15 protein-coding genes are annotated in these 18,177 nt (G+C 65.2%); 9 read left to right on the forward strand and 6 right to left on the reverse strand.

From position 1 onward, the window contains the following. Positions 1–32 precede the first annotated feature (32 nt). Positions 33–1,436: a phosphoglucomutase/phosphomannomutase PgmG gene (gene pgmG / locus ABVN73_RS27575; RefSeq protein ID WP_353861946.1), complete on the forward strand. Its 1,404-nt coding sequence runs from the start codon at positions 33–35 to the stop codon at positions 1,434–1,436. 77 nt (positions 1,437–1,513) lie between these two features. Here pgmG and rfbA read toward each other — a convergent pair whose 3' ends face one another. Then, positions 1,514–2,398: a glucose-1-phosphate thymidylyltransferase RfbA gene (rfbA, locus tag ABVN73_RS27580; protein WP_353861947.1), complete on the reverse strand. Its 885-nt coding sequence runs from the start codon at positions 2,396–2,398 to the stop codon at positions 1,514–1,516. Between the two features lie 796 nt (positions 2,399–3,194). Beyond that, positions 3,195–4,133, reverse strand: coding sequence for a replication protein RepA (locus tag ABVN73_RS27585; protein WP_353861948.1), 939 nt, complete (start codon positions 4,131–4,133; stop codon positions 3,195–3,197). Positions 4,134–4,942: 809 nt separating this feature from the next. Between ABVN73_RS27585 and ABVN73_RS27590 the strand changes: the two genes are divergently transcribed. The 4 genes from ABVN73_RS27590 to ABVN73_RS27605 are packed head-to-tail and all read left to right on the forward strand — an operon-like array spanning position 4,943 to position 9,175. After that, positions 4,943–5,713, forward strand: a complete 771-nt coding sequence (locus ABVN73_RS27590) for an ABC transporter permease (protein WP_353861949.1) — start codon at positions 4,943–4,945, stop codon at positions 5,711–5,713. Beyond that, the gene (locus tag ABVN73_RS27595) at positions 5,710–6,582 is read left to right on the forward strand and encodes an FkbM family methyltransferase (RefSeq protein WP_353861950.1); all 873 of its coding nucleotides are present in this window, start codon (positions 5,710–5,712) and stop codon (positions 6,580–6,582) included. Before ABVN73_RS27590 ends, ABVN73_RS27595 begins: the two co-directional genes overlap by 4 nt. Beyond that, positions 6,579–8,015: an ABC transporter ATP-binding protein gene (locus tag ABVN73_RS27600; protein ID WP_353861951.1), complete on the forward strand. Its 1,437-nt coding sequence runs from the start codon at positions 6,579–6,581 to the stop codon at positions 8,013–8,015. Before ABVN73_RS27595 ends, ABVN73_RS27600 begins: the two co-directional genes overlap by 4 nt. Further along, on the forward strand, positions 8,009–9,175 hold the full coding sequence (locus ABVN73_RS27605; RefSeq protein ID WP_353861952.1) for an FkbM family methyltransferase: 1,167 nt from the start codon (positions 8,009–8,011) through the stop codon (positions 9,173–9,175). Before ABVN73_RS27600 ends, ABVN73_RS27605 begins: the two co-directional genes overlap by 7 nt. On the opposite strand, the gene ABVN73_RS27610 is transcribed toward ABVN73_RS27605, so the two are convergent. After that, a complete protein-coding gene (locus ABVN73_RS27610) occupies positions 9,176–9,433 on the reverse strand; it encodes a hypothetical protein (RefSeq protein ID WP_353861953.1) in 258 nt (85 codons plus the stop codon). It abuts the gene before it with no gap. A gap of 42 nt (positions 9,434–9,475) precedes the next feature. Between ABVN73_RS27610 and ABVN73_RS27615 the strand changes: the two genes are divergently transcribed. From ABVN73_RS27615 to ABVN73_RS27630, 4 genes are read left to right on the forward strand one after another with little or no spacing between them, the layout of a single operon-like run. Continuing rightward, entirely contained in the window at positions 9,476–11,725 is a 2,250-nt protein-coding gene (locus ABVN73_RS27615; protein ID WP_353861954.1) for a glycosyltransferase, read from the forward strand. Positions 11,726–11,762: 37 nt separating this feature from the next. Beyond that, a complete protein-coding gene (locus ABVN73_RS27620; protein ID WP_353861955.1) occupies positions 11,763–12,800 on the forward strand; it encodes a GDP-mannose 4,6-dehydratase in 1,038 nt (345 codons plus the stop codon). Next, positions 12,793–13,821 (forward strand): glycosyltransferase family 2 protein, encoded by a 1,029-nt coding sequence (locus ABVN73_RS27625; RefSeq protein ID WP_353861956.1) that lies wholly within the window; start codon positions 12,793–12,795, stop codon positions 13,819–13,821. The genes ABVN73_RS27620 and ABVN73_RS27625 overlap by 8 nt, the downstream gene beginning before the upstream one ends. Beyond that, the gene (locus ABVN73_RS27630) at positions 13,818–14,744 is read left to right on the forward strand and encodes a glycosyltransferase family 2 protein (RefSeq protein WP_353861957.1); all 927 of its coding nucleotides are present in this window, start codon (positions 13,818–13,820) and stop codon (positions 14,742–14,744) included. Before ABVN73_RS27625 ends, ABVN73_RS27630 begins: the two co-directional genes overlap by 4 nt. A gap of 9 nt (positions 14,745–14,753) precedes the next feature. Here ABVN73_RS27630 and ABVN73_RS27635 read toward each other — a convergent pair whose 3' ends face one another. The 3 genes from ABVN73_RS27635 to ABVN73_RS27645 all read right to left on the reverse strand — a co-directional run bounded on the left by ABVN73_RS27635 (position 14,754) and on the right by ABVN73_RS27645 (position 17,913). Beyond that, positions 14,754–16,496 carry a glycosyltransferase 61 family protein gene (locus ABVN73_RS27635; RefSeq protein ID WP_353861958.1) on the reverse strand — a complete coding sequence of 581 codons (1,743 nt, stop codon included), beginning with the start codon at positions 16,494–16,496 and terminating at the stop codon, positions 14,754–14,756. A 96-nt stretch (positions 16,497–16,592) separates the two neighbouring features. Beyond that, positions 16,593–17,501, reverse strand: a complete 909-nt coding sequence (locus ABVN73_RS27640) for a hypothetical protein (protein WP_353861959.1) — start codon at positions 17,499–17,501, stop codon at positions 16,593–16,595. Positions 17,502–17,637: 136 nt separating this feature from the next. Further along, positions 17,638–17,913 (reverse strand): hypothetical protein, encoded by a 276-nt coding sequence (locus ABVN73_RS27645; protein WP_353861960.1) that lies wholly within the window; start codon positions 17,911–17,913, stop codon positions 17,638–17,640. Between the last annotated feature and the right edge of the window lie 264 nt (positions 17,914–18,177).

Here is an 18,177-nt window from a genome sequence, read left to right on the forward strand (position 1 = left end):
ACAGTCGCGGTCCAAGGAGGTCCGTTGAGATCATGAGCGAGGCCCATATCTTCCATCCGACCGTGCTGCGCGAATACGATATCCGCGGCATCGTCGGCACGACGCTGAATCCCGCCGACGCCCGTGCGGTTGGGCGCGCCTTCGGAACCGTGGTGGCCCGCAACGGCGGAAAGACCGTGTGCGTCGGCTACGATGGCCGCCTCTCCTCGCCGGAGCTGGAAGCCGCCATGGTGGAGGGGCTCGTCGCCTGCGGCCTGCACGTGCTGCGCATCGGGCTCGGCCCCACGCCGATGCTGTATTTCGCCACCCGCGACCGCGAGGCGGCGGCCGGCATCATGATAACCGGCTCCCACAACCCGCCGGAGTACAACGGCATCAAGATGATGCTGGGCAAGGGGCCGGTCTACGGCCAGCAGATCCAGGACATCGGGGCCATCGCCGCGAAGGCCGACTACGTGTCCGGCGAGGGCTCCTCGGAGCAGGTCGACGTCAAGGACGCCTATGTGGACCGCATGATGCGGGACTATGACGGCACCCGCGACCTGACCATTGCCTGGGACGCCGGCAACGGCGCCTCCGGCGAGATCCTGCGCCGCCTGACCGCGAAGCTGCCGGGCAAGCACATCCTGCTGTTCGACGAGATCGACGGCAATTTCCCCAACCATCATCCGGACCCGACGGTCGAGAAGAACCTCGTCGATCTGAAGAAGGCGGTGGCGGAGAACGGCTGCGACATCGGCATCGGCTTCGACGGCGACGGTGACCGCATCGGCGCCATCGACCATCTCGGCCGCGTGGTGTGGGGCGACCAGCTGGTCGCGATCTACGCCGCCGACGTGCTGAAGAGCCACCCCGGCGCCACGATCATCGCCGACGTGAAGGCCAGCCAGACGCTGTTCGACGAGATTGCGAAGCTGGGCGGCAACCCGTTGATGTGGAAGACAGGCCACTCGCTTCTGAAGGCGAAGATGGCCGAAACCGGCTCTCCGCTGGCCGGCGAGATGTCGGGCCACATCTTCTTTGCCGACAAGTGGTACGGCTTCGACGACGCGCTCTATTGCGCGGTGCGCCTGATCGGCCTGGTCAGCAAGCTGAACCAGCCGCTGTCGGCGTTGCGCGACCGTCTGCCGGATGTGGTGAACACCCCGGAAACCCGCTTCCAGGTGAGCGAGGAACGCAAGTTCCAGGTCGTCCAGGAGGTCAAGGCCCGGCTGACGGCGGAGGGCGCCGACGTCAACGACATCGATGGCGTGCGCGTCAAGACAGCGGACGGTTGGTGGCTGCTGCGCGCCTCCAACACCCAGGACGTGCTGGTCGCCCGAGCGGAGTCGGGCACGCCCGAAGGGCTGGAGCGGCTGAAGGGGATGGTCGTCGCCCAACTGGAGGCGTCCGGCCTGACGGCTCCCTCGTTCGAGGACGGCGGCTCCAGCCACTGAGCCCGCCTTCGGACGGTAGGCGGAGTCCGGTTCCGGGCCTTGCGGACGGCGTCTTCACGCGCCGTCCGCAAGAACCTTCAGCCCCGCCCGGAATTCTGTTCGTTCAGCAGATCCAGCAGGTACTTGCCGTAGCCGCTCTTGGCGAGCGGGAGGGCGATCCGCTGCAGCTGCTCGCTGCCGATGAAGCCCTTGCGCCAGGCGATCTCCTCGGGCGCTGCGATCTTCAGGCCCTGGCGGGCTTCGATGGTCTGCACGAACTCGCCGGCCTGCAACAGCGATTGGTGCGTGCCGGTGTCGAACCAGGCATAGCCACGGCCCAGCCGCTCGACGAACAGGTCGCCCCTGCGCAGGTAGACGTTGTTCACGTCGGTGATTTCCAGCTCCCCGCGGGCCGATGGCCGGATCGTGGCGGCGATGTCGAGGACGCTGTTGTCGTAGAAATAGAGGCCGGTCACCGCGTAGTTGGATTTCGGCTCCGCGGGCTTCTCTTCGATCGCCACGGGCCGTCCGGTGGCGTCGAAGTTCACCACCCCGTAACGTTTGGGGTCACGGACGTGATAGCCGAACACGGTGGCGCCTTCCGAGCGGTTTGCCGCCCGCAGCAAGGCCGTTTCGAGATCGTGCCCGAAGAAGATGTTGTCCCCGAGGATCAGGCAGACACGGTCGCTGCCGACGAAGGAGCGTCCGATGAGGAACGCCTGGGCAAGCCCCTCCGGCTTCTGCTGCACGGCGTAGGACAGGGAAATGCCCCACTGGGACCCATCCCCCAAGAGCCGGTGGAACTGCGACTGGTCTTCCGGCGTCGTGATGACCATGATGTCGCGAATTCCGGCCAACATCAGCGTTGACAAGGGATAATAGATCATCGGCTTGTCAAAAACCGGCAGAAGCTGCTTGCTGGTCACCTGCGTCAATGGATAAAGCCGCGTACCGGCTCCCCCGGCCAGGATGATGCCCTTCATACGCTTGCTCCTGCATTCTTGCTTGTTGTGCACCATTGGATGGCGGAATTCAGGGAATTTCGTTTCCGTTCGAGGTTGGAAGAACCACGATCATGGGACACCGGAAGATGGTTGCCTTCCCCCTTATGCCCGGTAACCGGTGTGTTGCAAGGGATTTGTGCCTCATCCCCGCCGGAGGGCGGGAACGGGGGGAGGACAAAGAAAAGGCCGCAGCCAGTCCGGCGCGGCCTTCAAGTCTAGGGAGGAAACGCCCAAAGGGCATCCGGGAGTCAATTTATGTTGCGGTGCAGCATAAGTCAAGCTCCCGTATCGTCGCGCGGCAAGATTCCAGATGCTTCGCCCTTGCCCCCGCTTCCGTCCGGAAGGTCTAGTCCGCCTTGAAAACGGGAAAAAGAAAAGGCCATGGCTTGATCACCATGGCCCAGTTCTGGGAGGGAGGAAACCAAGAGAACTTGGTGAGAGAATTTATGGGCCGATATCCTTAACATTGAATGAAAGACATTATCCTCCCAATGGAATACCTAATTTTCGTGACCAATGATTTCCAATACTTAAGCTCAAGCTTGAATCGATGGTCGATGCGTGTGCAAGGCACCGTGCGGTGTGGGCAGTGGCGGGAGCCTATGCGCCGGAAAGGCTTGGAGTGTTGTCGCGTGCCGGGGTTTGGAGTCTTGTCGCAGCGTTGGAGGGCCAGGAAAGCCGCCGGTTCTTGGAAAAATCCATCTCTTCGAAAAGACAGGGGATACGGCCCTAACAGGCCGAAGGCGTTTGATGGGGTGCATCAAACGCCTTCGGGTCAGCGGGCGATCTGCTGGATCTTTCGTTCCGGTATCGGCGGAGGCGAGGGATGGAGCAGCAGGCCCTGCTCCTCCACATCGACCCTGGCGTCGGGATACACGGCGAGCGCCAGTTGAAGCGCCTCAATGAAGCGTTTCCGGAAATCCCGCAGCCGGCTGTAGCCGGCGCCGAACTGTTCGAACACCGCCAGCCATGTGATCGGTGTCGGCCGGTTCAGGATATGCAGGCGGTAGGCCAGCCAGATGTAGATGTCGATGCTGGTGCTGTTGTTCTGGATGTGCCGCAGGGCGGGCTCCCAGATCGGCACCGGATGCGCTTTCAGTTCGCGGAAGAAGGCTTCCGAGAGCAGCACCCGGTCTTCCCACAGCATGCCCTGTTGCGAGTCCGGCGAGGCGGAAAAATGGATGCCGCCCTTCACGATGGAATCCTTTTCGAATCCCAGGCTGTTGGCGTCCTCCCAGGCGAAGGTCAGGTTGCAGGCGGCGATGCGCGATGCCTGCTCGCGGATGTCGCGGTAGGTCTGTCCTCCAACCGACAGCCCCATCCGGTCCAGCCACTCATGCATGCTGCGCCCGAGTTCGACTTCCCGGCTGTCGGTTTGCAGGGCACGGGTCTGCAGATAGAGCAGGATCATGCGGGCGCGGCTGCCATACGGCACACCGTAAAGTTTGAAACCACCACCACGAATGGGCAATCGCCCTGGCTCGATCAGCAAACGGATCTTATGTCCTCGCCGTTCCCATGGCTGCTCGTCCGGCAGGCGCCGGTGAGGCAGAGCGGTCAAGGCAAAGCCGGAATAGGTGATTCCAAGCTCCTGCCGTTCCTCTTCCAGGACCGCTGTAGCGATGTCGATCAGCGAGATCTGGTTGGGGTCGGTCTGGAGTGCTTTGGCTTGCTCGCGACCCACTTGGGTTATCAGCTTATGCAACTGGCCCATTGCGCGCCTGACTCGTGGATCGTTTCGGGTTCATTTGCTGAAATTCCCTATATCACGCAGGTTCTCACCCGGCAACTTGGAGTCTTGTCGCGCAATCTACTTGTAGGGTTAATTGAGTTATCTATTTGTTTGTGCGACAAGACTCCAGTAGAGAATCGCGATTCGCGCGACAAGAGTCCAGAATTTGCGCGACAACACTCCAGGGGATGATTCGCTCGTCCTGTGGAACCCTCTGCGAACGCGACAAGACTCCAGTTTTCCTTTCCCGAGTCGTTGCCGAGTCGTTGCCGAATCGGCATCCCCCTCGAATTCTCTGGAGTCGCATGGCTGCGCGTGGCAGTCGGGCACCCGTTCCCTGTGTCCGGGCCGGGGGTGGGGCGCGACAAGACTCCAATCCGGGGGGCGCCGGAGGGACGGGCATCGGCGGGCGATTCACGTTGACGGGCATCACCCCAGCGAAAATAATGCGCGCCTTGCGGGACATGCCAAGGCTCCTTAGCCGCCGTGCCATGATCTTTGCGCGGTTTCCGTACGCCCATGTTGACGGGATCGCGGGGATGGGTTTGGGTAGGATTGTGTGTGCGGTGCGGCAGAGGAAAGAGGAGGCTGGCGATCCGTTGAGGCTGGTGTTGAGGACAGGCTGCGCCTGATGGACGTCATGTGGGGTTCTGGCGCGCCGCGTTTTCCACGGGTGCTTCCGAAGCGGCGCATCGCCCGCGAGGCCTCTCCCTTCACTCGTTTCAGCCCGGCCCGGTCGAGACGCCGGTGCCCAGGACTTTCCCCTTTCATCGTTTGAGGAGTTGCTGCCTATGCGGCAGGATTTCTGGCTGACCTGGGAGCTGACGAAGCGCGAGGTCGCCCAACGCTATCGCGGCACTCTGTTGGGGGTTCTGTGGCCGGTTCTTTACGCCGTTCTGTTCCTTGCCATCTTCTCCTTCGTCTTCACCATCGTCCTGCGGGTCCGCTGGGGGCAGGAGGGCGCCGGCGTGGCGACCAGTTCCGTGATGATCTTCTGCGGAATGGTGCCCTATCTCTTCATCGCGGAAATCATGGGGCGCAGCCCGGCAACCATTCTGGGCGCGGCGAACCTCGTGAAGCGCGTGCGTTTTCCCGTCCATCTTCTGCCGGTGGTGACGGTGAACGCCGGGTTGCTGATCGCCGCGATCAACCTCGTGCTGCTGCTGGCCTTCGCCTTCGTGGCCGGCGAGGCGAATGCCGGCGCGCTCGTGTTCATGCCCCTGATCCTGATTCCGCTCTATGTCTTCGCGCTCGGGGTCGGCTGGCTCTTTTCGGCGGTGGCGGTGTTTTTCCGTGATCTCGGTCAGATTGCGCCCGTCCTGGTCCAGATGATGATGTTCCTGGCGCCGGTGTTCTATCCGTCCACCATCATTCCGCAGGATTTCCTGCCGATCTTCGACCTGAATCCGCTGACCTATTTTGTCGAAGCGCTTCGCGACGCCCTCGTGGGCCGTTTCGACGCGCTGCTCTGGCTGCGCATGATTGCGACGTACGGCATCTTCGCCGGCTTGGGCTGGTTCGTCTTCCACCGGCTCCGTTCCGCATTTGGAGATCTGCTGTGAGCACGCTTCCCTTGTTCGCTCCCGGCGGGTCGCTCGCTTCGGCCCTGGCTGACCGTTTCGGCCGCCTTCTCATCGTCGACATCGGTGCGGCGGAATATTCCGGCGGCCGGCACCCTCCCTATGCCCCCCTTCTGGAGGCGCCGCAGGCGGTCGTCCTCGGCTTCGAGCCGCACGCCGAGGCGCGCGCGGCAACCGAGGCCGATCAGCGGCGGATCATGCTGCCGCACGCGGTCGCCGATGGCCGGGAGCACCGTTTCCATCTGTGCGCAGCCCCCATGACCTCGTCCCTCCTCGAGCCGAACATGGCTTGGTTGGAGCGTTTCGAGGATCTGGCCAGCCTGTGCCGCGTCGTGGGAACCGAGCCGGTGTCGACGGTGCGTCTCGACGATGTGCCGGAGGCCGGCGCAGCGGACTTCATCAAGATCGACGTCCAGAGCGCCACCCTTTTGGTGCTTGGCGGGGCCGAGCGGGTGCTGTCGAACGCCCTTCTCATCCACACCGAAGTGGAGTTCGGTCCAATCTACCAGGACGCGCCCCGGTTCGGGGATGTCGACCGCTTCCTGTCGGCGCGCGGTTTCGAATTCCATCATTTCCTCGATTTCGGGACGCGCCGGGTCCTGTCGGGCGATTATGCCTTCGGTCGGACGGCGAGCCGGCAGTTGTGGGCCGATGCGGTCTTCGTTCCGTCCTTCGCGCGGCTCGATGCCCTCGACGCCGTGGCGCTTCTGAAGCTCGCCGCCATGGCGCACGATTGCTACGGCATCGAGGATCTGGCGCACGCCTGTCTGACTCGCGCCGACCGGTTGACGGGAAGCGATCTGGCCGCAGCGTATCGGACCGCCGTGCTCGCCGGAGACACCCTGTCATGAGCGGCCAAGGCCATCACGGGGACGGACCGCTTCTCAGCGTGGACAACGTCTCGAAGGACTACGAGCTGCACCGGTCGCCCGGGGCCCGCTTCCTGCGGCAACTCCTCGGCCCGCTGTCGCCGGTCCGGCCGCGGCTGTTTCCGGCGGTGCGGGACGTTTCTTTCGAACTCCATCCCGGGGAAGCCGTTGCCGTGCTCGGCCGCAACGGGGCGGGCAAGAGCACCCTCCTGCAGCTGATCACCGGCTTGCTGAAACCGTCGACTGGCCGGATCGTCCTGCCGCCGCGCGTCATCGGCCTGCTGGAACTGGGCAGCGGCTTCAACCCCGACTTCACCGGACGGGAGAACATCTGGATCAACGCGGCCATCCTTGGGCTGGGACGCGAGGAGATCCGGGAGAGGTTCGACGAGATCATCGCCTTCGCGGAGATCGGCGATTACATCGACCAGCCGGTGCGCACCTATTCCAGCGGCATGTTCCTGCGCCTCGCGTTCGGCGTGGCGACCGCCGCGTCGCCGGATCTGTTGCTCGTCGACGAGGTCCTGGCGGTCGGCGACATCTTCTTCCGGCAGAAATGCTACGAGCGCCTGAACCAGATGCGCAAGGGCGGCACCGGGATCGTGCTCGTCACCCATTCCCTGTCCGACGCGGCCGAGTTCTGCGACCGCGGTCTCGTCCTGTCCGAAGGCCGAACCGCTTTCTACGGCGGCGCCATCGACGCCGTGGAGTATTACATGCACCATGAGCGCGGCGCGCGCACCGGCAGCCGGGGGGCGCCGCGCGAGGAACTGCCCGCTTCCGACCCGCCGCCCGCCGCGGACGCCGGCGACGGACGCGCGGGTTGGATCGACGATCCGATGACCGTCGACCTGTCGGGTCTGCCCCAGCTCGGCGATCCGGGGGTGGCGGTCGTGGAGCGCTTCCTCGTGACCGACCTCGACGACCATCCGTCCCGGATCTTCCATCAAGGCGACTGGGTGCGTCTCCGCATGTCCTGCGTCGCGAAGTCCCCCGTCAAGCGCGCGGTGATGGGGGTCGCCGTCCGCAACGAGAAGAACATCCTGGTTCATGGCAAGAACGGCATCAATGTCCAGGAGGCGAGCTTCGTGGACGTCGCGCCGGGAACCCGGCTTGAAATGACGTATGATCTCAAGCTGGACCTGGACCTGGGCGAATATTCCTTCGACCTCGCTTTCGCCGAGGTGGATGACGGGGTTTACGCGCGGCGGGATGCGCTGTCCCCCGACGACATCGCGGCCGGGGTGCGGGTCCTCTGCTCCTTCACCAAGGCCGGCGCCATATCGCTCTTCATGCAGCGCCGTGGCGCCTGTGCGAGTTTCTCGCACTACGGGGTCGCGGATTTGCCCAACCGCATGACGACCCACGTCCATGCGCCATTCCAGCAACACAGGGTGGGAGCCGACCCGTGCTGACCTATGCCCAGAATTTCGAAGACGTCATGCTGGAACGCCTGTTCAAGGAGGTGGACCGCGGCTTTTACGTCGATGTCGGGGCGTGGGACCCGGTCAGCCATTCGGTCACCCGGCATTTCTATGACCGGGGCTGGAGCGGTGTGAACGTCGAGCCGATCGCTGGACGCTGCCGGCTCTTCAACGCCGAGCGCCCGCGGGATGTGAACCTCAACAAGGCGATCGGACCAGAACCGGGAAGCATGACCTTCTTCGAGTGCGAGGAGGAAAGCTACCTTTCCACCCTCTCGCCGGAGGTCGCCGCCGGTATGCGCGAGCGCGGCCTGACGGTCCACGAATACAGCGTGGAGGTCATCACCCTCGCCGACATTTTCGAGAAGCACTGCCCGGGCACGGTCGATTTCCTCAAGATCGACGTCGAGGGGTTCGAAGGCGAGCTTCTGAAGAGCTTCGACCTGAGGCGGTACCGTCCGCGCGCGCTCGTGATCGAGTCGACAATTCCCGCAACCACCCCCACCACCCTGAGCCGTCTGGACGAGATCGGAACATGGTCGGGATGGGAGCCCGCGGTCCTGTCGATGGGTTACCAGTTTGCCTATTTCGACGGGCTCAACCGCTTCTACGTCCGGGATGAGGACGAGGGGCTGATCGGACGGCTGGGCATCCCACCGGGGGTGTTCGATGTGATCGAATACCCGCTGGTCCAGGAACTCCAAGCCGACCGCGCGGAACGGCTCCGCATGATCGAGGAGCTGTCGGACACGCTCCGCACGGTCGAGGCCGACCGGGCGGCGCGTCTTGGGGTCATTGAGGAACTGTCGCAGGCGCTCCGCGCGGCCGAGGCCGACCGGGCGGCGCGTCTGGAGACCATCGAGGCGCTGTCGGACACGCTTCGCACGGTCGAGGCCGACCGGGCGGCGCGTCTGGAGGCCATCGAGGCGCTGTCGGACACGCTCCGCACGGTCGAGGCCGATCGGGCGGCTCGTCTGGAGGCCATCGAGGCGCTGTCGGACACGCTCCGCGCGGTCGAGGCCGACCGGGCGGCGCGTCTGGAGGTCATCGATATGCTCTCCGGGAAGGTCGCCGCCCTTGAAGAGGAAAAGGAACGGCGCTTCAGGCTTCTAAAGAAGGTCGCCGGTCTGGTAATCCAGAAGAAGAAATAGTCAGAAGAGAAATTCATTTTCTCGTTGAAGAGGCTTGATATGGTTGTTTCTGAGAATATGAAAACGTCCGACACGCGCATCAAGGTCGGCTTCGACCTGCGGTACATCACCCGTGGGGCATCGGGTGGGATCACGCCGCTGATCGCCGAAACCGTCAAGGCGCTGCATGACATCGCACCCGATTTCGTTTTTCATATTTTCGGAACGATGTTCAACCGCGATGTCATCGACATCGTCGGGGACAACGTGGTCCACCATACTCTGCCTTTGTATGGATATTATCCATCGCTTCAGAAAATCATGGATGATGAAGCGATCGATGTTCTGTTCCGTTCCTTTCCCAACGATGACGACCTGACGTTTCCGCTGTCCCGGCAGATCGTTCTCATCCCGGATCTCCAGCACGAGTTCTATCCGGAGTTCTTCACCCCCGTCGAGCTGGACAACCGGAAAAGGAATTTCCTGCGTCTGGCGAGCGGCTGCGGCCTGGTCGCGACGATTTCCCAGCACGCCGAGATGACGATCCGCGAGCGGCTGGTCTGCAACGGCGCCTTCGTCATGTCGCCCTCGTCGCAGATCCTCGATGCGCAGGGCGAAAGCGTCAGCGCCGAGTTCGCCGCCATGGTCGAGCGGATGAAGCCCTACTTCTACTTCCCGGCCAACATCTGGAAACACAAGAACCACCCCACCCTGCTCGCCGCCTTCGACCTCTTCCGCAAGGCGTCGCCCGGCCACGCGGACCATAAGCTCCTGCTGACGGGACACCAGCGGGGGTGGGACGAGCTGGCCCGGAACCAGCCGACGGCGGGGGTGCACCACATCGGCTTCGTGTCGCGGCCCGAGCTGGTTCATCTCTACCGGAACGCCGAAGCGCTCACCTTCGTCTCGCTGTTCGAGGGCTTCGGCATGCCGGTCCTGGAAGCCTTCGGGGTCGGATGCCCGGTCGTCTGCAGCAACACCACCAGCCTGCCGGAGGTCGCCGACGGCGCGGCTCTGCTGTGCGATCCCAACGACGCCCGCGACGTCGCGGACAAGATGGCCCGGATCGTCTCGGACGCCGGTCTGCGCGCCGCCCTGCTGGAGGGGGGGAAGCGCCGCTTCACGGATTATTCGTGGCGGGTGGCGGCCGAGCATCTCAGGCAGGCGATCCGGGACGTCGCCGACGGTACGGCGGCGAAGGCCCGCCTGACCCTTCCGGCGACGGGTGTGGCGCCGTCGGGATTGGCATCGTCCTTGGCGCCGGCCCCCACGGATGCCCTGATGGCCGCTTCCATGGCTGCACCGGAACCATTGCCGGCCGCGGCGTCCGCCGTGCACGGGCCGCTGGTGTCGATCGTCACCCCGTCCTTCAATCAGGGTGTGTTCCTGAAGCGGACCATCGAGAGCGTCCTCGGCCAGACCTATCCCAACATCGAATACATCGTGATGGACGGCGGCTCGACCGACGAGTCTCTGGACATCCTGCGATCCTACGGCGACCGCGTGCGTTGGATATCGGAGCGGGACAAGGGGCAGACGGACGCGATCAACAAGGGGCTGGCCCTCTGCTCGGGCCGCATCCTCGCCTATCTGAACTCCGACGACACGCTGGAACTGGACGCCATCGAGCGCGTCGTCCAGGCCTTCGGCGAGGACCCCGGAGTCGGCCTGATCTACGGCGACGCCAATTACATCGACGTGAACGACGCCGTGACCGGCCGCTACGCGACCAGCCCCTACTCCTTCGACCGGCTGGTCGAGGATTGCTGCGTCTGCCAGCCGGCGGCCTTCTGGCGGGCCGAGGTGACGGAGACGGTCGGGCCGTTCGACGAGAAGCTGAACTACGTCATGGATTACGAGTACTGGCTCCGCATCGCCAAGGCGGGCTTCGGCATCCGGCACCTTCCGGTCGTTCTGGCGAACTCCCGGCTGTATCCCGAAACCAAGACGATGTCGGCCCGCGGGAAGATCTACGAGGAGGTCTTCCAGGTTTCCAAGCTGCACGCCGGCCGGGTGAGCCGCAGCTATGTCCAGGGCTATTGGGATCACCGGCTGCATGAGAGGCGGGATTTCAAGGCGCGCCTGCTCGGCCGTCTGCCGCTCGTGGAGAAGGCCCTGGTCGAATTCGACGCGCACCGGCTGTCCGGAGACGGGCGCGGCGTGCCGTCGGCCCTGCGGCATGTGGCGGGCAAGACCTTCCGTTCCGTGGACGCGCGGGTCCGGCGCCGGATGAAGCGGTCCAGCGTTCTGGCGCCCCTGGTGTCGGGGGTGTCCGGGGTTTTCGCGGACAATTGGCTGAGCGCCGCCGTCGAGATGTCGCCCTCCGCCGCGCGCAACCGCAAGCTCGTTCTGCAGGGCTATCCCGTCACGGACATGCGGTTGACCATCGAAGCCGCCGGGCAGGTTCTGGAGACGCGGGATCTGGTGGCGGGCCGGGTCGACCGGATCGAGTTCCAGGGAACGGCCGGAACCATCCGGCTGGGCTTCAGCAACTCCGTCGTTGACGGGGCCGGGCGTCCATTGTCCTTTCACGTCCAGTACACGAACTGCTTCTCGGAAGACGAGATATGACGATGGTCAGAACCACGTGCAAACCGGACGTCCGGTCGTGAAGCGCGCGCTCATCACCGGTGCCTCCGGGCAGGACGGCTACTTCCTCTCCCGGCTTCTTCTGGAGAAGGGGTACGAGGTTCATCTGCAGTCGCGAAGCCTCCCGGCGTCCGACGCCGGCGGGGAGCGCGCGGTCTGGCACGCCGTCGATCTCACGGACCGCGCGGCGGTGGAGGCGCTGTGCCTCTCCATCATGCCCGACGAGATCTACAATCTGGCGGCCATCTCCCGGCCGCAGACGAGTTGGGACGCGCCTCTCGAGACGGGCCTGATCAACGCGACCCTGCCCCATTGCATCCTGGAGCTGATCCGCCTGAAGATGAAGGGGTGCAAGTTCTACCAAGCCTCCTCGTCGGAGATGTTCGGCAACGCGATCGCCTCCCCCCAGGACGAGCTCACGCCCTTCAACCCGGAAACGCCCTACGCCATCTCCAAGGTCTACGCCCACCAGATCGTGCACGCCTACCGCCTGCGCTACGACATGTTCGCCTGCGCCGGCATCCTGTTCAATCACGACAGCCCGCGGCGGCCCTTGTCCTTCGTGACCCAGAAGATCGCCCACGCGGCGGCGCTGATCTCGCTGGGCGTGCATGAATCCACGGATCGCGACGAGCGGGGGCAACCGATCCTGATCAACGGCCGCGTGTCCCTGGGCAATCTCGACATCTCGCGCGACTTCGGCTACGCGGGCGACTATGTCCAGGCCATGTGGCGGATCATGCAGCACAGCCATCCCGACGATTACGTGATCGGCACGGGCGTGACCCATTCCATCCGCGACATCTGCGAGATCGCCTTCTTCCACATCGGGAAGAACTGGCAGGACCATGTGACGGTGGACCAGAGCCTGGTGCGGCGGCTGGACACGCGCCGGACCATCGCCAACCCCGGCAAGGCGCGGCTGGTCCTGGGCTGGAGCCCGACGGTGCCGTTCGAGGAGATGATCCGCATGATGGTCGATGCGCGCATCGGGCTTCTGAAGGCCGGAACGGCCGGTGAACAGAGGGACCGCGAGCAGGACGCCGTCCATGGTTGAACCGCCCATGGCTGAAAAGGACACCGCCACCATGAAGCCCGTTGGAACGACGGATCCGGTCGGAATCACCGTCGTCGTGCCCTCCTACAACCAGGGCCGCTTCATCGACGAAACGCTCCGCAGCCTCCTGGACCAGGACTATCCCAACCTGGAGATCCTCGTCATGGACGGCGGGTCGACGGACGACACGGTGGAGCGGCTGCGCGCCTACGGCGACCGGATCCAGTGGGTGAGCGAGAAGGACGACGGCCAGACCGACGCCATCGCCAAAGGCTTCGCCCGCGCGACCAAGCCCTGGATCACCTGGCTGAACTCCGACGACGTGCAGTGTGACCGCGCCCTGTGGCGCGTGGCGGAAACGGTGGCGGCCGACCCGGCGGTCGAGGTCGTGGTCGGCGGCGCCCACTACATGGACGCGGATGGCAGCAACCCGCGCCCCTACCCGACCATCGATGTCGGTCCCGGAGCCGACGTGCGCCGGGAGGTGTTCGAGAAGGGCTACATGGCCCAGCCTTCGATCTTCTTCCGCCGTGATCTGTACGAGCGGGTCGGCGGGCTGGACCGGGCGCTGAACTTCTGCATGGACTACGATCTGTGGGCGCGCTTCGCCGCGTCGGGCGCGCGGTTCGGCAAGGTGGACGCCGACATCTCAGGCAACCGCTGGTACGAAACCACCAAGACCGCCGGCCAGACCCTCGACCTCTATGCCGAGATCCTGGCGACGCAGCACCGCATCTTCGGAGCGGTGTCCCCCTATTTCGTCCAGGCGGTCAGCGACCATCTTTACGGCCGCTTCCACTCGAAGTTCTACGGCGACCGCGGCCACCTGTTCTTCCGCTGGCTCTATTTCAAGGCTCTGTGGACGGTGATCAACGCACGGGCGCCCTGGTACTGCGTGAAAGGCCTGTTCTGCCAGACCATCGCGAAATCGGGTCCGATCGCCGGCGACCGGATGACCTTCAAGGATTGGCGCGACGGCTTCAAGGCCTTCCTCAGGCACGGGCGCGAGGTCCGTCCATGAGCCATCCTGTCGCCTCCCCGACGGTGCGGACCGCGCCGGCGGGGATCGCGCCAATGGGAATAGCGATCGTCACGCCGTCTCTGAACCGCCGCGACTTCCTGCGCCAGACGATGGATTGGACCCTGGCCGCCGATCCGGGCGGGCTGGAGTATGTGGTGGTGGACGGCGGATCGTCGGACGGCAGCCTGGAAATCATCCGGGAGCGCGCTCCGCAGCTTGCCGGCTATGTCAGCGAACCCGACGGCGGCCTGTACGACGCCATCAACAAGGGCTTCGCCCGGACCCGCGGCGAGATCATGGGATGGATCAACGCCGGCGACTTCCTGTTTCCGGATTCCCTCGCCGTGGTCCGCGAGATCTTCGAAACCCACCCGCAGATCGAATGGGTCACCAGCCGGGTCCTCAGCTTCCTCGACGAGAAGGGGCGGCTTGTCGAACAGGGCGTGCACCAGGGCATCGCCCGCGACAGCTTCCTGGCGGGGGAGCATCTGGAAGGCTTTTCAAAGGGGCGCTCCGCCAGTTTCATCCAGCAGGAATCCACCTTCTGGCGACGGTCCCTGTGGGAACGGGCCGGCGGCCGTCTCGACACCTCCCTGTCGCTCGCCGCCGATTTCGAACTGTGGCACCGTTTCTTCCAGCACGCGCTCCTGTGGTCCGTGTCGGCGCCCCTGGGCGCTTTCCGGCGCCATGCCGATCAGTTGAGCGCGGTGCAGCGCGGCGAGTATCTGGCCCAGGCCGAAAGCGTTCTGCGGCGCCACGGCGCCTGTCCGCGCGGTGCCGTGGCGCAAACCCTGTCCGTGGGGCTGCGCCGCAGCCTGCCGCGCCCGCTGCGCTCCAGCGCCACCCGGCTCGGCCTGTTCCAACCCGCCCCGCTCTGCAGCTTCGATGCGGGGTCGCAAAGCTGGCGATTGGAGTGGCTCTGACCCCGCGCGCTAGGGTTGGGCGAAGCCGGCGGCGCAGGGCTGCGGCGGCCGGGCCGGACGATCCTTGGAAAGGATCTGCAGGCGGCTGAGCCCGACCGCAAGGTCGCGCGGGTCGCCGACGCCGTTCCCCAGGCTGGAGGGCGCGCAGGCTCCCGGCGCCTCGATCCACAAGACCCGTGCCCCGTCCGGGTTGGTGAAGTCGATCTCGAAATGGGACGGGAGGTCCGTCAGGTCGAGCCGATGCGTTTCCTGGCCGATGCGCAGGAACACGCCCGCGCGGGTTCCCGGCTCGAAGAAGGTGCAGTCCAGGACGATCCGCCCCGCCGCCGGAAGGGGCTGGTCGAAGACGATGGCCGCGCGCGGGCCGGAGATCCAGGTGCCCCAGCCTTCGGTACCGCTGAATCCCGGCGTCCAGAGCCCGTCCCTCGCGCCGCCTTCGCTGTCGAAGCGCAGGTCCAGCGGATCGGCGGCACACGGCCGGGAGTCGGTGGATATGGGGGAGCGGGGATGGAGGGCGGCGATCCGCTCCGTCAGGTCGATCCCGTAGCGGTCCCGGAACAGGGTGATGAACTGCAGCAGGAATTCATCGAGGTTGATCGACCACCCGTCGTGCAGGCTGCCTTTGCTTGGAACGCTGGAGGCGTGCATGTGGTAGTCGAGATCGAAGGCCGACCCGAACAGGAAGTAATGCGGGGCTTCCAGGAAGCCGAACGGAAGCAGTTCAAGAACGGTGGTTCCCGGACGGCAGAAGCCCAGGTTCGTCAGGCCGGCTCCATGGACCCCCACCACCATCTCCGCGTGGTGGAAGGCGGCGATCTGCTGGTCGTAGGTGAGGCCGCTTCCCTCCAGGATCGTGAAGCCGCACCCGCGCAGGATAGCCACCAGACGCTCTTCGTCGAACAGGCGGCGCAGGCCGGCGTCGAGGCGGCTGACATAGAGCAGGCGCCCCCGGTCAGGGACCGGCGGCGGGAGCGGCAGATCGGCGGATTGCGTCCATTCGGGCGCCGGCGGCGGCGGGACCGGGCTTCCCGCCAGCAAGGCATGAAAGGTGGCGACCGTCCAATCGTCGGCGTAGACGCCCGGGCGGTAGGTGTTGGACAGCAGCAGGACCTGTCCGAAGCGGTGCGGCCGGTTGCCCAACTCGCAGATCCGCGCCGGATCGATGCCCAGCCTTTCCAGCGAGCGGCGCTGCCAGGACTTGAGCGTGGGGACCGCGATGTGGATGCGGTCGAGCGCGCCCAGCCTCTTCAGCAGGACGATGTTGGGCAGCGCGTCCTTGTGCCAGTGATAGTAGTTGTCGCAGCCGTGATGGGCGATGTGCAGGGCGGTGACGTCCAGCCGTTCGACCGGCTCGCCGAGTGCCCTGATCCTGTCCGACGCCACCAGGCCGGCGAAGGGCTCGGAGCGGCGGAAGGGCCAGAGGCTTTCCAGAAGAAGGTCGCCGCGCCCGGTCACCACGCACCCCTCGTCGCCGACGATGGTGGCGTCGGCGACGGCGACGACGTCGACCGGAACCGTCCGGCTTTCGTGTGTGCGCTCGAAGGGAAAGCGGTTCGTGCCGCCGCGGATGTCCAGGGTGTGGGCCGAATGGTCGCGGCATGCGCGCACCGCCTGCCCGCCCTGCCCCGCTTCGCCGGACAGGCGCAGGACGGCGTCCGTCGGGGGACCGGAAAGCAGGGCCAGAAGGTCGGCGGCGGTGGCGTCGCGGGCCGGGTTGCGATCATAAGCGGAATAGGACTGCAGGGAAAACATTCGGTCGATCCGTTCACGTCGTCTGTCGGCCACGTCGTCTGTCGGCGATACCCGCCGTCCGCCGAAACCCGTCCCGGCGGCTTGGCTGCGCGCGGCTCAGAAGGCTGCGGCACCCGTCAGGAACGCCTCCCAGTCGCGCCGGGTCCGGAAGCGCTGGGCGGTGTTCCGGGCGGCTTCATACTCGCCCTGGTACTTCACGAAGCCGCCCAGGGACGGGTCGAACTGCCCCATCGACCAGGTGCTGGTGTCGCTGTTGCCGCGGATGAGGAACATGCCGTAGGGAAAGCGGCGCAGGCGGTGGGCGACGCCCAGGCGCTCCAGCTCCATGCGCAGGCAGCGTTCGGGGTTCCAGTTCCAGTCGCACTCGTGAAGACGGCAGTTGTGTTCCAGGATGGCGCGCATGCGATCGTGCAGCCCCTGCGGATCGCGCAGGATCACCTCCAGGAAGTTCAGCGCCGCCTCCATGTCCTCCGGGCCGATCACCGCGTGCCGGTCCACCACGCCGCCCCAGTCCTCGCCGTCGGGAGTCCAGAAGAAGCGCGGGTCCAGACTCTCCACCGGGGGATGGGGGCAGAGGTAATAGTAATCGGAGCGGGTGATGACGAAGCGGTCGTAGCGCTCCAGAAGCCCTTCGTCGCGCAGGCGCTGGAACAGCATCCAGCGATAGAAATAGCCGATGGCCGACGATCCGGGGAACACGTTCGAGGCCTTGATCCCGCCCAGCCAGATGCCCGGGACCGGAAGAAGAATCCGCCAGTCCGCGGTCGTTCCGATCCGCTGCGCGACGTCGTCGAACAGATCGGCGTAATCGTCGGGTTCGGCCTGCGTCCAGCGGTAGCGGGCGTTGGCGTAAAAGGGATTGGTTTCGTCGTAGCCGGGGCGGATGCCGATGCACACCGCCAGGTCGGCGTCGAGTTCGTGCAGCACATGGCGTTCGAACGTGGGCCAGGTCAGCTCATGGCCGCGCGTCTGGTTGATGATGCAGACCAATGTCTTGCCAGGCATTCGACCGTCTTGCTCCCCGAACCGTCCGGCCGCGGGCCTTCAGGGGAGCCGCAAGGCGTCCGCTTCGATGTCCCTGCTCGGATAGGGAGATTCGATACGCAGAGCAGTGTTCCCTTGTCAACTCTCCGACCGGAAATCAGATGCTCTTGGCGGCCAGCTTCTTCACGGGCTTCTGGGTTTCCACCTTCTGGGCTTCGGCCCTTTGCGGTTCCGGCTTTCCGGTGCCGGCTCTGGACGGAAAGGCCAGCGGCAGGAGGATGGCGGCGAAGGCCGCCGCAGCCACCGTCATCTTCACCACTTCCCAAAGGAAGCCGCCGCGGGACACGCGCGGGGTGGAGACCGCCGAGGCGCCATGCGCCGACGGGCCGAGATCCTGATTGGCGGTTATCGTTTCGGTCGCGGTGAGGGACATGGGCTGAGCCTTGGGTTCGCAATATCCGGAGTGGCCGTGTGGGAAAGGCAAGGTCCATGCCAGGGCGCCGGGGTCGCGATGCGCTCAGGACTTGAGGGAAAATTGGGCAAAATTCGAAGGAAATTGGAATGGAAGCCGGGAAGATTTGTCCCGGTTCCCGGCGGATTTTGCAGCCCTCCCGGCAAAAAATGCCTGTCTTGGGTCGAGCTTCTTGGGTCGAGCTTCTTGGGTCGAGCCCCCTCCCGGATTGGCGTCCGCGGGTCC

Source organism: Azospirillum formosense, from assembly GCF_040500525.1.
Lineage (GTDB): Bacteria > Pseudomonadota > Alphaproteobacteria > Azospirillales > Azospirillaceae > Azospirillum > Azospirillum formosense_A.